The organism is Neobacillus niacini, assembly GCF_023715415.1.
Classification (GTDB): domain Bacteria; phylum Bacillota; class Bacilli; order Bacillales; family Cytobacillaceae; genus Neobacillus; species Neobacillus niacini_C.
Map to the genome: position 1 here is coordinate 57,586 of NZ_JAMBOB010000003.1, position 15,189 is coordinate 72,774.

The 15,189-nt window shown below is 38.7% G+C and carries 14 protein-coding genes and 1 pseudogene; 12 read left to right on the forward strand and 3 right to left on the reverse strand.

Translation table 11 applies throughout. The features are described 5' to 3' along the window. The first annotated feature begins 207 nt into the window (after positions 1–207). From purT to M3189_RS06940, 3 genes are all read left to right on the forward strand, one after another. Positions 208–1,377, forward strand: coding sequence for a formate-dependent phosphoribosylglycinamide formyltransferase (purT, locus tag M3189_RS06930; protein WP_353057402.1), 1,170 nt, complete (start codon positions 208–210; stop codon positions 1,375–1,377). Between the two features lie 48 nt (positions 1,378–1,425). Next, positions 1,426–2,697 (forward strand): L-lactate MFS transporter, encoded by a 1,272-nt coding sequence (locus M3189_RS06935; RefSeq protein WP_251633094.1) that lies wholly within the window; start codon positions 1,426–1,428, stop codon positions 2,695–2,697. A 209-nt stretch (positions 2,698–2,906) separates the two neighbouring features. Beyond that, the gene (locus tag M3189_RS06940) at positions 2,907–3,560 is read left to right on the forward strand and encodes a DsbA family oxidoreductase (protein ID WP_353057407.1); all 654 of its coding nucleotides are present in this window, start codon (positions 2,907–2,909) and stop codon (positions 3,558–3,560) included. 107 nt (positions 3,561–3,667) lie between these two features. Here the strand turns inward: M3189_RS06940 and M3189_RS06945 are convergent, their stop codons facing one another. Then, a complete protein-coding gene (locus M3189_RS06945; RefSeq protein ID WP_251633095.1) occupies positions 3,668–4,102 on the reverse strand; it encodes a DUF192 domain-containing protein in 435 nt (144 codons plus the stop codon). Between the two features lie 153 nt (positions 4,103–4,255). On the opposite strand from M3189_RS06945, the gene M3189_RS06950 reads away from it, so the two are divergent. The 4 genes and pseudogenes from M3189_RS06950 to M3189_RS06965 form a co-directional block, all read left to right on the forward strand. Beyond that, positions 4,256–4,558 carry an MTH1187 family thiamine-binding protein gene (locus M3189_RS06950; RefSeq protein WP_251633096.1) on the forward strand — a complete coding sequence of 101 codons (303 nt, stop codon included), beginning with the start codon at positions 4,256–4,258 and terminating at the stop codon, positions 4,556–4,558. Positions 4,559–4,674: 116 nt separating this feature from the next. Further along, entirely contained in the window at positions 4,675–5,382 is a 708-nt protein-coding gene (locus M3189_RS06955) for a DNA alkylation repair protein (protein WP_251633097.1), read from the forward strand. 335 nt (positions 5,383–5,717) lie between these two features. Then, the gene (spo0A, locus tag M3189_RS06960) at positions 5,718–6,503 is read left to right on the forward strand and encodes a sporulation transcription factor Spo0A (RefSeq protein WP_251633098.1); all 786 of its coding nucleotides are present in this window, start codon (positions 5,718–5,720) and stop codon (positions 6,501–6,503) included. A 265-nt stretch (positions 6,504–6,768) separates the two neighbouring features. Then, a pseudogene (locus tag M3189_RS06965) lies at positions 6,769–7,250 on the forward strand (oligopeptide/dipeptide ABC transporter ATP-binding protein); the annotation flags it as partial. 42 nt (positions 7,251–7,292) lie between these two features. Here the strand turns inward: M3189_RS06965 and M3189_RS06970 are convergent. Next, entirely contained in the window at positions 7,293–8,117 is an 825-nt protein-coding gene (locus M3189_RS06970; protein WP_251633099.1) for an MBL fold metallo-hydrolase, read from the reverse strand. 219 nt (positions 8,118–8,336) lie between these two features. Between M3189_RS06970 and M3189_RS06975 the strand changes: the two genes are divergently transcribed. The 3 genes from M3189_RS06975 (at position 8,337) to argH (ending at position 11,600) form a co-directional block, all read left to right on the forward strand. Further along, complete coding sequence (locus M3189_RS06975) at positions 8,337–9,212, forward strand: glycoside hydrolase domain-containing protein (RefSeq protein ID WP_251633100.1); 876 nt, start codon at positions 8,337–8,339, stop codon at positions 9,210–9,212. Positions 9,213–9,359: 147 nt separating this feature from the next. Beyond that, positions 9,360–9,923 (forward strand): class I SAM-dependent methyltransferase, encoded by a 564-nt coding sequence (locus M3189_RS06980; protein WP_251633101.1) that lies wholly within the window; start codon positions 9,360–9,362, stop codon positions 9,921–9,923. Positions 9,924–10,076: 153 nt separating this feature from the next. Next, positions 10,077–11,600 carry an argininosuccinate lyase gene (gene argH, locus M3189_RS06985; RefSeq protein WP_251633102.1) on the forward strand — a complete coding sequence of 508 codons (1,524 nt, stop codon included), beginning with the start codon at positions 10,077–10,079 and terminating at the stop codon, positions 11,598–11,600. 215 nt (positions 11,601–11,815) lie between these two features. Here the strand turns inward: argH and M3189_RS06990 are convergent, their stop codons facing one another. Further along, complete coding sequence (locus tag M3189_RS06990) at positions 11,816–12,541, reverse strand: hypothetical protein (RefSeq protein WP_251633103.1); 726 nt, start codon at positions 12,539–12,541, stop codon at positions 11,816–11,818. Between the two features lie 110 nt (positions 12,542–12,651). Here M3189_RS06990 and M3189_RS06995 point away from each other — a divergent pair, with 110 nt between their 5' ends. Together M3189_RS06995 and M3189_RS07000 are read left to right on the forward strand one after the other, a co-directional pair. After that, positions 12,652–13,410 carry a gluconate 2-dehydrogenase subunit 3 family protein gene (locus tag M3189_RS06995; protein ID WP_251633104.1) on the forward strand — a complete coding sequence of 253 codons (759 nt, stop codon included), beginning with the start codon at positions 12,652–12,654 and terminating at the stop codon, positions 13,408–13,410. Between the two features lie 46 nt (positions 13,411–13,456). Beyond that, the gene (locus M3189_RS07000) at positions 13,457–15,172 is read left to right on the forward strand and encodes a GMC family oxidoreductase (RefSeq protein WP_251633105.1); all 1,716 of its coding nucleotides are present in this window, start codon (positions 13,457–13,459) and stop codon (positions 15,170–15,172) included. Positions 15,173–15,189 lie beyond the last annotated feature (17 nt).

Sequence of the window (15,189 nt, forward strand, 5' to 3'; positions counted from 1 at the left end):
ATATTTTCAGTTTTTTTTATTGGTTTAGTTTCACATATCACGCTAATATGCCTACATATAAATAGTACGATAACGCTTACTTGTTTAAACACGAACGAAATGATTTATTTAACTAATATCATTCGTCTTTTGATGAAAAGATTTGCTTGTAATCATTAAAATTATAGGATATTATAATCAAAAGACAAACGATAGGGGTTGTGTTAGGTGTTTGGTACCCAAACAAAAAAGGTGATGTTACTAGGATCAGGTGAACTTGGAAAAGAGACAATCATTGAGGCTCAGCGTCTTGGGCTGGAGACGATTGCGGTTGATCGTTATGAAAATGCTCCTGCTATGCAGGTGGCCCATCGTTCTTATGTAGCGGACATGCTTGACGGAGAAGCACTTCGCAGAGTGATAGAAAAAGAGAAACCAGATTTGGTCGTTCCCGAAATCGAGGCGATTGCTACAGAAACATTGATGGACCTTGAAAATGAAGGTTTTCGTATCGTACCGACAGCTAAGGCTGTGAACCTAACTATGGATAGGGAAGGTATTCGTCGATTGGCAAGCGAAGAATTAGGGCTGCCAACAGCAAAGTACGAGTTTGCGGATACACTTTATGAACTTAGAAATGCTGTTCTATCAATCGGGACTCCCTGCGTCATTAAACCAATCATGAGTTCTTCTGGAAAAGGGCAAACGGTTTGCCGTTCAATCGAGGATATAGAATGGTCTTGGAATGAGGCAATTGGAGGTGGAAGAGGTAAAAAGGCACGAATGATTGTGGAGGAATATATCCATTTTGATTCTGAAATTACCCTTTTAACTGTCCGCTCCACTTCCGGAACAACTTTTTGTGCTCCTATTGGGCATATACAAAAAGAGGGTGACTATATAGAATCTTGGCAGCCGCATAACATGTCGGAGGAACAAATTCTTGAGGCGCAGGCAATTGCGAAAAAAATCACCGATGCACTTGGCGGGTACGGAGTTTTTGGAGTGGAATTATTTCTTTCTTCACAAGGTGTCTATTTTAGTGAAGTGTCACCACGGCCACATGATACAGGGATGGTTACCATGGTTACCCAGGATTTATCCGAATTTGCCTTACATGTAAGGGCAATACTAGGCTATCCAATTCCGGATGTTCAGCTTTTGAAATCAGGTGCAAGTCATACGATTAAGGCAACAAAAGAAAGTAAGAATTTCCAAATATCTGGTGTAGCTGAAAGTTTATCCGTTCCTCAAACACAGGTTAGAGTATTTGGAAAACCAGAAACAAAAGTGGGAAGACGAATGGCGGTAGTGTTAAGTAACGGGGAATCTGTAAATGGGGCTAGGGAACGAGCGGAATTAGCAGCTTCTAAAATGATGGTAACGTATGAGGAATAACTCTTTGGAATCAACAAGACCATACTATGTGGAAAGAGGGATGGATGGATGCATACAAAAAATCGTTGGTTAATCGCTTTGTCTGCGGTTGGAATACATATTTCGATTGGTTCGGTTTACGCATGGAGTGTTTTCACAAAACCACTTCAACAAGAAATGGGCTGGGGATTGAAGCAGATATCCTTTACATTTAGCTTAGCTATACTTTTCTTAGGATTATCAGCAGCCTTTTTAGGGCATTTTGTAGAGAAATTTGGTCCGAGAGCAGCTGGAACACTAAGCGCTGCGTTTTTTGGAGTTGGAGTGGCAGGGGCAGGTTTTGCCATTCAAGTAGAATCATTGCTATTACTCTATCTATTTTATGGAATGATCGCTGGAATTGGGTTGGGAGTTGGATATATTACACCGGTTTCGACGCTGGTAAAGTGGTTCCCTGACAGAAGAGGTCTTGCTACAGGGCTTGCGATTATGGGATTTGGATTTGCTGCCTTAATCAGCAGTCCAATTATGAATTATTTAATCGTAAACTATGGGATATCCAACACCTTCTATCTACTAGGAGCGGCCTATTTTATAATCATATTTTGTTCTGCTCAATATCTTGCTCCGCCAAAAGCGGGCTGGGTACCTAAAGGTATTGAGGAAGCTGGCCATAAATTAGGCGGTATAAAAATAAAACAGGACCTTCGTCAGTTAACCGCAAATGAAGCAGTCAAAACAAGACAGTTTTGGGCTTTGTGGCTGATGTTATTTATCAATGTTACCTGTGGAATTGCGATTCTTTCTGTCGCATCGCCAATGGCGCAAGAGTTAGTAGGAATGTCAGCAGCTGGGGCAGCAACAATGGTTGGAATCATGGGGTTATTTAACGGAGGTGGAAGGATTGTCTGGGCAACTATCTCTGATTACATCGGAAGACCAAACGTGTACACACTATTCTTTGCTTTTCAAATTGTTGCCTTTTTTATGCTTCCAAATATAACAGTGGGAATACTATTTTCTATAATCGTTTATATGATTATGACTTGTTACGGGGGAGGTTTTTCCTCCATACCTGCTTATATCGGAGATTTGTTTGGAACGAAGCAGCTTGGAGCTATTCATGGATATATTTTGACTGCATGGGCAGCAGCAGGTCTAGCGGGACCAATCTTTGTATCCTGGGTCAGAGAAACAACTGGAAGCTATCAGGGGACATTAGTTATCTTTTCAGGAATATTTATAGTAGCTCTAACGGTTTCACTCATCATTCGTCTTGATATCAAGAAAATAAGGACCATGAGTGAAAATCAAATAATGAAAAATGCGGGAAATTTTTAGATTTTGAAATATGTTCTAAAGCATAAATCATCGAAAAGCTGCCAATTTGGCGGCTTTTTCTGTAGAAATAGAAAAACGAATCAACCAGACTCCGAATCAAATTGCGTGTAAAATACAAGCTTAACTCTTATACTATTTGAGAATAATGAAATGGAGGGACAGGTATGCATATTGAAATGTGGACTGACTTTGCTTGACCATTTTGCTATATTGGCAAAAGGCGTCTGGAGGACGCCATTAAACAAATCGACCATTCCATTGAAGTGACATATCGATGCTACGAATTGGATCCGACAATGGGTCGTGATAGTAAAGAAAACATGCATGAAGCATTAGCCAGGAAATACGGCATGAGTATCGCTCAAGCCAAAGCAAACACGGAAAGAGTTGTACAAATGGCAAAGGAAGTTGGATTGGATTATCAAATGAATACTTTAATCTTAACCAACACCTTCGATGCGCATCGTTTAACCATGTATGCTAAACATAAGGGGCTAATGAAAGAGATGACGGAAAGGATACTACAAGCGTATTTTACCGAATCCAAACATATTGGAGACCATGAAACCTTAACGGAGCTTGCGGTTGAGGTGGGATTGAACAGGGAAAGTGTGGCCAAAATGCTCGCAAGTGATGAAATGACGGACGTTGTTCGTGCTGATGAGCAAACAGCCAAACAATATGGGGTTACAGGTGTTCCATTCTTCCTTATTAATAAAAAATATGCTCTTACAGGTGCCCAGCCTACTGATACGTTTGTTCAGGCATTGAAAAAAGTGATTGCAGAGAATGAAATCACCGTTTTGAAGAGTGAAGATGGTCTAAATTGTGATGATGATGGCTGTGAAATCCCTAATAAGTAACAAAGTCAATAAGTGAATTTGGAAAGGTGTTGTATTTGATTACAGCACCTTTCTATTTTTTGTGCATTTTCTATACTAATTTTAATTTTCCTTTATTATGATGATTTTTAATTAATAATTACAAAATCACCTGCTCTGATTTGTTTCTTTTCAAACCATCCAAGATTTACTTCGAGAGCATAATGATAAGAAATCTCCGGATCATAGGTTGGACATATATCCTCTTTACATGGCGCCATATCAAGTATTTTTAGAATTTTTCCATCAGCATTAAGAAATGCAATAGATAAAGGAATTAACGTGTTTTTCATCCAGAAACCGCCATATGTTTCCGCGGAAAACACAAACAGCATCCCCTCGTTTTCGGGTAATCTATTTACAAACATTAAACCTTTGTCTCTTATTTTTGGAGTATCTGCAACTTGAACGATTAATTTGATTATCCTTTTTCCACTGATCACTTTAATCATTTTTGTTTTAATATTTGTTTGTTTTTTGGGACGAAAAAGTAACCTAATTAATTTTATTCTATTTTTCAACATTTGCACTCACCTTGTCATATCACATTCATTACCTATGATATGGTTTTAATGTTAACTTTGATATGGAATACAACGTGTACTTACGTCTTGATTTTCCCCCCGCCTAATTTCATGATATCCTAATGAAGTATAAAGATAGCAGGAGGTAGAAGAATGGCGATTGTAGATATTACAGTTATTCCAGTTGGGACAGGCACACCTAGTGTTAGTGAGTATGTAGCGGAAATCCAAAAAGTACTCCAACAGTATGAAGGAAGAGTGAAGTATCAGTTAACCCCAATGAGTACGCTAATTGAAGGTGATTTAAAATTATTGCTTGAAATTGTTCAAGAACTACATGAGGTACCGTTTCAGAAAGGCTTGCAAAGAGTATGTACGAATGTTCGAATTGATGATCGGCGCGACAAAGAAAATACAATGGAACGTAAGTTACAATCGGTTCAGGAAAAATTATAGCCTAACGAAGGGTTTATTAAATTTAACAATATAAAATACATAATAATATTATGTCAACTAGATATATTTTTATTTTTTCCCATCAAATAGATGATGAAATGGGGGGAGTGTAAGAAATGGATTTTGAAACGGTAATGCAGGAACTGGAAGCTCTTAGCAATGAAAGATTGAAAAAGATGTACATAGGCAATGGCGCACAGGAACCGCTTTTTGGTGTAGCTACAGGCAAAATGAAGCCGATTTCAAAAAAAATTAAGATAAATCAACCATTGGCTGAGAAGCTTTACGCCACTGGGAACTACGATGCCATGTATTTTGCCGGCATCATTGCGGACCCAATGGCAATGACGGAAGCTGATTTTGATCGATGGATTAATGGTGCGTATTTTTATATGCTGTCCGATTATGTAGTCGCCGTCACTTTGGCAGAAGCGGGTATTGCACAAGTTATTGCCGATAAATGGATCGCAAGTGGTGAAGAACTTAGAATGTCGGCAGGCTGGAGCTGTTACTGTTGGCTTTTGGGTAATCGTCCAGATAGTGAATTTAGTACAAGCAAGCTTTCCAGTATGCTTGACCAGGTGGAAAAAACGATTCACGATTCACCTGATCGAACGAAATCTGCTATGAATAATTTTATTTACACAGTGGCAATTTCCTATCTGCCGCTCCATGAAAAGGCAATTGAAACCGCAAAGGCAGTAGGCCCAGTTGAGATGAATCGGGGTAAGAAAAAAAACAGCATCCTGCAAGTTTCCGAAAATATTCAAAAGGAACTAGATCGAGGGAAGCTTGGTTTCAAACGCAAATATGTAAGGTGTTAGGGGTGTTTGTAGTTTTTTGGCAGTAAGTTAGTGTTAATAGTGTAATCCTATTGATTTTTTTGATATTGTGAGGTAATATTTAACTTGGTAAAAGTAAACATAATAATTAAATATTCCCATTTGGAAGATGATAAAGACAATATTTTTATTGAGCTCAAACATAAGCCAAAATAGATACACCCTGCGAGGGGGTACTCTATTTTGGCTTTTTTTATTTTCAAATGTGGAACTGGGAAATGGGTGCAGGAAAAAATAGCTACAAGGATACATAAAACTGGTAATCCATCATTACAACAGAATCAATTCAAATTAACAAAAAAAGGAGAATTAGTAATATGATAAAAATCGGAATAATTGATGATAATGTACAATTCACAGAAATACTTATAGATTTTCTCTCGACATTCAATGACATGGAGGTGATTGGAGTTGCGCATGATGGAATGAAGGGGATGGAGTTAATAAAGAATCAGAAACCAGACTTAATCATATTAGATTTGATAATGCCCTTTTCCGATGGTCTTTCTTTATTAAAAAACATATATGAAGAAAACATAACCATAAAGGTGATAATACTTACCTCTTTAGGGACAGAGGATACCATAATACGAGCAAAGGAGTTAGGTGCATCCTATTTTTTGATGAAACCTATTGATCTAAGTCATTTACCAAAAATGATCATGTCTATTTGTTCAGAAAGTGTTTCAATGAAGAAAACATTAAAAAAGGAAAAAGAAAACACAAATGATGATGGAAAATTAGAATTAATAATAACCGAAATTTTACGTTCTATAGGTATTCCAGCCAATCTAAAAGGATATCATTTTATAAGAGATGCTATTCAAATAATAAATAATGGCTGTGAAACTAGTTTTTCAAAAGTAATATATCCGGCAATTGCATCCAAATACCATACCACTCCAAGCCGTGTAGAAAGAGCCATAAGACATGCCATTGAAGTTGGGTGGAACCGAGGAAGTCTTGAGCAGTTAGATTTTGTATTTGGAAACACAGTAAGTCCATTAAAAGGGAGACCAACTAACGGTGAATTCATTGCTTTAATTGCTGAGCATTTAAGGCTGCAAAAAGAGATGAAAATCGAAAGTTCCTCCTCTGTATAATACATATTTAACTTCTCCTTCTAATAAAACAAGGCACCATTTAATGAAAAATTCTCTCAGGGGTAAGCTGAGGGGATTTTTTTTTGGTTTTATTGAAGGTGTCAGAGAAACTTTCATTAATCATTCGATATTTTCAACTTTCAAAAAATTAATTCACAAAAAATTCTAGAATCATTGAAACCTTTTAAATCAAATTCCGTCTAAATCACCGCAAACGAAGAGAAAGAGAATTTCATTCTAATGGAATGCAGCACATTTCTCGTATCGGATTGGGATTGCGCGTTCTTTAGCGCTTAATCCTAAATTCATCGTATGTGATGAACCGATTTCTGCATTGGATGTCTCGATTCAAGGCAAGTTGTCAACTTACTAAAACAGCTGCAGCAGGAACTAGGCCTTACATATTTATTCATTGCCCATGATTTATCGATGGTTAAATATATATCGGACCGAATTCTTGTGATGTATTTAGGAAACATGATGGAACTCGCTGACAGTGAATCCCTATCAAGAGAGCCATTACATCCGTATACACAAGCTCTTATGTCAGCTGTTTTAATTCCAGACCCCGCAATAAAAAGGGAACGAATCGTTTTAGAGGGAGAAGTCCCGAGTCCGCTAAATCCACCAAGTGGCTGTGTCTTTCGAACACGATGCATCCATGCGATGGATATCTGTTCGAATCAAGTCCCAACCTGGAAAGAGGTTAAAATCGGCCATTTTACTGCGTGTCATTTATATAGTTAATTGACCGAAAGCCGAAATCCCATCTGATTTCGGCTGTTATTTTTATTGTTTAATAAACTTATGTTCTTGAATAATCGAGTTCACAATGTGCACAGATTCCCATTCGCCTTTAGAAAGAAAAGTAATGGGATATTTTTTTGGAAAAAGAGTTTTGCTAATTTGATTAGACGACAAACCATCTTTGTGGAGTTTAATAATTTTACCTTGGAGTTCTAACAAATAATCTAGTTTTCTCTGTAAAGTAGCACGCCCATCCTTTAAATAGCCTGCATGGCAGCAAAATAGCTCCCCAAAATCAAAGGTTAATACTCTCTGTAAGGAATCAATAATGGTTGGAATGCTTTCTTCACGTAAAATAACCTTTGTCTTTTCCTGGCAATACAAATCCCCCGTAAATAGTTGACCAGTTCCCCGATTTAAAAAAGCTAAATGATCGATTGCATGACCAGGTGTATCAATTACGTCCCATATAGCATTGCGGGATGAAAAAGTTTTACTAATAGTGTGTGCCTGAAATGGTTGGCGTTTGCCCCAGAAAACCTTACGATATAATGGATAATCTGGCTTCTTTTTACAGTACTCTATCATCATGTCATTCATATAAATAGGTAGATTCAGTTCCTTTTGTAAAAAAGCAGCACAGCCTGTATGGTCTTCGTGAAAATGTGTGATGACCACTTGGTCGATATCTAGTTGTTTGAAAAATGGTTGAAACTCCTTTTCTAATGAAGCTGATCCTGTATCAATGAGAACACCGTCTACGGCGAAGCTATGAACATTTAATTTTACCCCTTGAAATGCTACCGTACCGTTTCCAGCTTGAACACCATTTATCGTCTGCTGGCTAAAATTCTTCTTTAACAACATTTAATCAAACCTCCCCAAACCTTCCCTTTGTAAAATTTTAACACAAAATGAATAACTACTCATTAAAAGAATTATCAAACTATTTGCTTTTAGAGGTACAAACATATTATTAACACATTTTAGGCATTTTTCATTCAAAAGGAGGGGGTACAATTCCTCACGCTTCTGTACGACTGTCCGAATAAATTGATTATGAAGTCAGAAGTATGGAGGAGAAAAATGAAAACAGGTAAAATGTTTTGGGTCATATTGCTAAGTTCTTTCCTCGTTCTCTCAATACTCCTTGTTTTTTTAAATCAAAACAGCATGCCAACAACTACAGAACCGATGAAAGAGACTCAAACTGTTACAGAGGCCAGTAAAAAAGGCGAGTCGCCTGATAATCCACCTCAGACAGAACCAGAACCTGAACAAGAACCTCAGTCTGCGCCTCCACCACAAGAGCCGCCCCAAATTTTATGGGGAGTCGATACCGCTAGTCCGCTAGATCAAGCTTTTTTACAGTGTGTTGTGGATAATTATGGGAAGCCTTTAGTCTTTGGAAGGTACCTTGAGACGAAAGAAGGGGTATCGGCTGGTCTTACACCAGAAGAGGTGGAGCTTCTTCATAATCAAGGAATTAAAATTATCCCCATTTACAACCACTTTACAGACGCAACAACCTATGAAAATGGCGCTCAAGAGGCACAAGCGGCGATTGCCTATGCGCAACAAATAGGAATTCCGGAGGGAAAAGCGATTTTCGCAGATATTGAACCGACTTACCCAGTGGATGAAAACTTTATCCGTGGTTGGGTCGAGACCTTACTTGGCTCGCCTTTTATGCCTGGTATCTACGGAGTTTTTACCAACGATAGTGCACTAACTGCTGCATACGAAGCAGCAATTGCATCCAATCAGAATGTTCAATCCCAAACGATTATCTGGAGTAGTAATCCGGATCCTGGTGTAACTCCCCAGGCCAATGCACCAGAATTCCAGCCAGGCTCACCTGAAAATGTACCCGTTTCGATTTGGCAATATGGAATTGATGGAGAAAACTGTAACATTGATACGAATCTAATACAATCAAATATTTTAGATTTTTTATGGTAGTGATAGGTTGAAAAAGAGAGTCTATTTTAAGGCTCTCTTTAATCTATTAAAATAGTTTGAATTTTACGGAGAATCTAGTAGTATAATGTTAAAATCTAGTAAAATAAAAAAGAGTTATTTAAGGAAAAAATAAGAGGAGGTTTTAGAATGAACACGAAAGACAAATGGAATCTGAAACATATGGATCGATTAACTCAGCTAAAGGAACCTCAACCCAACCCACGATTAAAGAAGCTTGCTTCCTATTTTAAGGAAGGCGGTACGGCTTTGGATATCGCTTGTGGTCTTGGTGGAAACAGTTTGTTCCTTGCAGGAATGAATAATAAAGTCGAAGCAATTGATATTTCAGACGTAGCTATCAATTATGTCCAAGAACAGGCAGCCAAAGATAATCTAAGTGTGCAGCCTCGAGTAACCGATTTAACAGATTTGGATACTTTGAATTGGCCGAATAACCCCTTTGACTTTATCGTGATGTCCTATTACTTAGATCGCTCACTGTTTCCAATTGTAAAGAACGTTTTAAAAGATGGAGGTTATTTCTTTATGGAAACCTACTATCAGTCACCATACATAAAGGAACAAGGAGTATCCGACCAATATAAACTAAATTCAAATGAGCTGTTAGCAGAATTTGGGGATTGGAAGGTTCTATATTTTGAAGAGAACGAACAAGAGGGTTGGCAATCAATCTTTTGTCAGAAACGATAAAAATTGATATTCAAATGGTTATTCTAAAATTGTAAAAGAAGATGACGTGGATTCTAGCCGTCATTTTCTTTATTTCATGGGCAAATACACAAACTGCCAATCATTTTCATATTTTAATATATAAATTTTGATGGACAGAGGGGATGGACCAATGTGAAAACCTCACTTCGGGAGCGAATCTTAAAAAAAGAAGGTATAACTTTTCCTTCTAAAACCTATTCATCCATGGTACTTGAACCATCCTATGATGAGGCGAAGCAACAGTTTATTGACTCAATGGTGGAAATTCATTATGCCCATTTAATCATGCTTCTAGAACAAGGACTTGTTGGAAAAGAAGAAGCAGAAAAAATTGCGAAAGCAGTTTCTAACTTAAATATGGAAGATATTAAAAGAAGAAGCTATACAGGTGAGTTTGAGGATTTATTTTTTGAAGTGGAGCATTCTTTAATCGAAGATGCAGGCGATATTGCAGGTAACCTCCATATAGCAAGAAGCCGAAATGATATGGGGATTGCGATTTACCGCATGACACTACGGAAGAAGATTTTACTTTTGATAGAAAAGGCGTTAGAACTTCGAGAGGCTCTGATTGAATTGACCGACGAGCATAAAGAAACGGTGATGATTGGATATACTCACACCCAGCAGGCGCAGCCAACAACATTGAGCCATTATCTAAATGCAATGACCGATATGCTTACCCGTGATATCTATCGATTCCAAGCAGCCTATAAAACGGTAAATCGCAGCAGTATGGGAGCAGCCGCCTTAACAACGTCGGGATTTCCGATTAACCGGGAACGAATGAAAGAACTTCTTGGTTTCGAGGAGATGATTGATAATGCTTGGGATGCGGTTGCAGGTGCAGATTATATAGCCGAGACAGCGAATGCTGTTCAGTTGGCCGCACTAAATTTAGGAAGGTCTATGCAAGACTTCTTACTATGGGGTACACAGGAGTATGGAGCATTTCTTCTTTCAGCACCCTACGTGCAAATTAGTTCCATCATGCCGCAAAAACGAAACCCTGTTTCCATTGAGCATATGAGGTCCCTTTTATCTAGTGTTGCCGGAGATTGCCAAACCGTCTTACTAATGGTCCATAATACACCTTTTGGAGATATTGTTGATACGGAAGATGATCTGCAGCCGTATATCTGGAATGCCATTGAAAGACTGGGCGGCATTTATGATTTGTTAACAGCTGTTTTACTCACAATGGAAGTCAATAAAGAAACCCTTCTGAAAAGAGCAAAAGAAAGCTTTGCGAACGTGACTGAATTAGCGGATACCATTGTCCGAAAAGATGGTCTATCCTTCCGACAGGCCCACCATGTTGTAAGTTCAACAGTTAAAGAATTAATGAAAAATGGAAAAACATCATTAGGATCCTTAACATTAGAACTCTTGAATGAGCAATTTTACAAGGTTGTAGGAAAGAAATCTGTTCTAACAGAAGAAGAATTAAATCAATGCTTAAGCCCTGAATACTTTATTCAAATCCGTGATTTACAAGGTGGACCTAGCCCAAGCAGAATGGAAAAAACAATCCAAGTGCGAGTAAAGGAACAGGAAGAATTAACAAGATGGTTAAATGAAAGACAAGATTACCTAACGACATCAACTTTAAAGGTTAAGGAGATCATTACAAAATGGACTGGAGCACATAAATAAGGACACTTCAGACTACTTTCGGTCAATGGTGGGGGTAAGAAATCATTCACTGTCCTTGTTCATTGGTTTGGTATGTGGAAAAAGCATATTTACACTAGCTATGAAAAATGAGTGCTTCATCGGTGTCAAGAAAACCGTGAAACACTCTTTTTTTATTCTAAGGTCGAACATTAGAAAATCGCTGAGATTTATTATCCCTGCACTTCCAATATTGCTTATTTTTCCCTCGTCATTTTTACAAGTGTAATAATATCTTGTGAAACAGTATCATATGGAACGGAGTCAGCCTTTAAGTTGTTTTTAATCTTTTCAATAAGCACCACTGCTTCCGGATTTGTTACGGTAAGTGTCTGGACATTGCCATTGAAGACCTTGTTCATATAACTTTTTGCTTTCTCAAGGTTATCATCTACATCTTGTGCAGCTGTATTGTTCGTATTAGCAGGGTCTTTTTTGTTTTGGTCTTTTCTAGACATTCCATCGACGCCCTTTAGGACATGTTCCTGCATGGAATCGTATTGATTGGAAGTCACTTCAGGGGTTGCGCGCGCAAGGATGACCGTGTCGTCTAATACAAACACCTTTATACCATTGATCCCTTCACCGCCTAACCTTGATTCAAGATGAGAAGAAATCCCGCCATCATTTAAACCTGAGCTCCCAATCAAGCTGTAAACATTTGTTCCCGCTCCATGGGAGGTCCCCCCATGTTCATCTGTTGTTTGTCTTTTTTCCCCGTTTTCACTAGGAATAATTAATCCATCATTCATATTTCTTGCTGAAATACTTTTATCATAGACGCTTGTTTGGTGTGCCCCATGATTGTCATGCTGGCTTTCTTCGGCTTTAACGGAATCATCAAGTACATTTTGTTGACCTGAGCAAGCTGTGAGGAATAAGGATGCACTTAAAATAGCCGCATTTTTCCAAATAATTTTCATTTTTTACCACCTCAAAAAATTAGATTTAAGGTTATCATGCCCAAATTATTTTTACGTATGAATGGATTTTTTTGGGGTAATCTATCCTTAAAATGTAGGAGGTGGATTTTATGGCAGAAAACTCCAAGCAACAAGAAAAGAATGAATCACTTTCTCGTCGAAAATTCCTCAAGAGTTCTGGTATTGCTGTAGGTGGTTTGGCTGTTGGCGGTGCATTAGGCCGTTTACTTCCATTTAAGGACAAAACGAATACAGATAAACTAGATGTTAAAAACCCACGTGTGGCTGAAACCTATACTCAGGCATTAATGTATTTTTCTCAACAGCAATTTAAAATGGTGGAGGCCGCAACGGAGCGTATTTTTCCGGCTGATGATAATGGACCAGGTGCGAAGGATTTAGGTGTTGCCTATTTTATTGATCACCAATTAAGCGGGGACTGGGGCTTTAATTCAAGGGAATACATGCAGCCGCCATTCTTCAAAGGAGAAAAAGTCCAAGGGTATCAAGGTCGGCTTAACCGACGTGAAATTTTCGATATCGGTTTAAGAGAATTGCAAAATCACAGTTTAACGAAGTATAAAAAGAATTTTGTAGAACTAAGCGAAGAGGAACAAAACGATATCTTAACAGATTTTGCAGAGAACAAGGTCAACATTACAACGATTTCTCCAAGTGGTTTTTTTAACATGCTAAGGAGCAGTACTTTAGAAGGGGCTTATAGCGATCCATTGTACAGCGGGAATCGAAATATGGATGGATGGAAAATGAGAAATTATCCAGGTAGTCAAATGACCTATACCCAAGTCATTGATAAAGAATTTACTGTTATTCCACCCAAAAGTCTTAAGGACCACCTTGGCCAATAATAGAATTAAGTATTTGCACTAATTGACTACAAATGAGGTGTTAGAAGTGGCAAAGAAATTACCCAAAGTGGATGTTGTTATAGTCGGCGTTGGCTGGGCAGGCGGGATTATCGCTGCTGAGCTAACGAAACAAGGCTTGAATTGTGTCGGTTTGGAAAGAGGAAAGGAACGAAAAACAGAGGATTATTTTATGGTACACGATGAACTTCGCTATGCTCTTAGGTACGATCTGATGCAGAATCTTTCAAAAGAGACAATTACCTTCAGAGGAAATGAAAAACTTCGAGCTCTGCCCATGCGGCAATACGGTTCGTTTATTTTAGGGGATGGCCTAGGGGGCTCGGGTGTTCATTGGAACGGACAAACCTACCGCTTCCTCCCTTACGATTTTGAAATTCGCAGCAAAACCATTGAAAGATACGGTGAAAAAAAGATTCCAGCGGATATGACCATTCAAGATTGGGGTATTACATATGATGAATTGGAGCCCTATTTCGATAAATTTGAAAAAATGGCTGGGATTTCAGGGGAAGAAAACCCTCTGGCTGGGAAAAGGTCCAGTCCATATCCAACCCCACCGATGAAAACAACACCAGCACTTGAAAAATTTAAGAAGGCGGCTATCAACCTAAAGCTACATCCCTATAATCGCCCTTCCGCAAACCTTTCAGAGGCGTACACAAATCCAGATGGGGTAGCGCGTGCAGCTTGTCAATATTGTGCTTATTGTGAAAGGTTCGGCTGTGAATATGGGGCAAAAGCAGACCCTGTTGTTACCGTTATTCCAGTCGCAAAAAAGACTGGGAAATTTGAGATTCGCACGCATTCCAATGTTAGACGCGTGTTGAAATCCGGCAATAAAGCAACCGGAGTCATGTATGTGGATACAACAACGGGGGAAGAAATTGAGCAGCCTGCAGATATTGTGGTGTTAACAAGCTATGTTTTTAATAATGTACGGTTATTATTACAATCGGGTATTGGGCGTCCATATGACCCGACAACGGGAGCGGGCGTGATAGGGAAAAATTACGCCTACCAAGTTCAAAAAGGAAATGCAACCGGCTTCTTTGAAAAGGAAGAATTTAATACTTTTGCTGGTGCAGGTGCACTTGGAATGACGGTGGATGATTTTAATGGTGATAACTTTGATCACTCCAATCTTAATTTTATTCATGGTGGCTCAATTGCCATTTCCCAAACCGGTCTTCGGCCAATTTCAAATAACAAGGTCCCAAAAGGTACTCCGACATGGGGTAAAGAATTTAAAGCCAATTCGGTTAAATATGCTAATCGGGTTTTATCCGTTGGCGGTCAAGGAGCCAGCATGCCATTTAAGCATCATTATCTTGACCTTGATCCGACTTACAAGGATGAATTTGGCGATCCGTTAATTCGAATTACCTATGATTTTGAAGAGCAAGACCGCCAACTAGCCAAGTATTTATCGGACCGATGCAAAGAAATCATGAAAGAAATGGGTGCGGATCATATCGATACGATGGAGGAACTGGGGCCTTATGATATTACCACCTATCAATCCACTCATAACACTGGCGGTATCATCATGGGGGCAGACCCAAATACATCTGCCGTAAATAATTATTCGCAAATGTGGGAAGCTGAAAATGTGTTTGTAGTTGGTGCCTCAGCATTTGCACATAATAGCGGCTATAATCCAACCGGAACTGTCGGGGCACTTTCTTACCGGGCAGCAGAAGGGATTTTATCCTATAAACAAAAAGGTGGAATTTTAGCTTAAATCCTGAAATGAGGAGG

Coding starts and splice junctions, on each gene's coding strand:
- M3189_RS06945 (WP_251633095.1), bottom strand. CDS start 4,102: ATGTTGAAAAATAGAATAAAATTAATTAGGTTACTTTTTCGTCCCAAA.
- M3189_RS06955 (WP_251633097.1), top strand. CDS start 4,675: ATGGATTTTGAAACGGTAATGCAGGAACTGGAAGCTCTTAGCAATGAA.
- M3189_RS06950 (WP_251633096.1), top strand. CDS start 4,256: ATGGCGATTGTAGATATTACAGTTATTCCAGTTGGGACAGGCACACCT.
- spo0A (WP_251633098.1), top strand. CDS start 5,718: ATGATAAAAATCGGAATAATTGATGATAATGTACAATTCACAGAAATA.
- M3189_RS06970 (WP_251633099.1), bottom strand. CDS start 8,117: ATGTTGTTAAAGAAGAATTTTAGCCAGCAGACGATAAATGGTGTTCAA.
- M3189_RS06980 (WP_251633101.1), top strand. CDS start 9,360: ATGAACACGAAAGACAAATGGAATCTGAAACATATGGATCGATTAACT.
- M3189_RS06995 (WP_251633104.1), top strand. CDS start 12,652: ATGGCAGAAAACTCCAAGCAACAAGAAAAGAATGAATCACTTTCTCGT.
- M3189_RS06935 (WP_251633094.1), top strand. CDS start 1,426: ATGCATACAAAAAATCGTTGGTTAATCGCTTTGTCTGCGGTTGGAATA.
- M3189_RS06990 (WP_251633103.1), bottom strand. CDS start 12,541: ATGAAAATTATTTGGAAAAATGCGGCTATTTTAAGTGCATCCTTATTC.
- M3189_RS06975 (WP_251633100.1), top strand. CDS start 8,337: ATGAAAACAGGTAAAATGTTTTGGGTCATATTGCTAAGTTCTTTCCTC.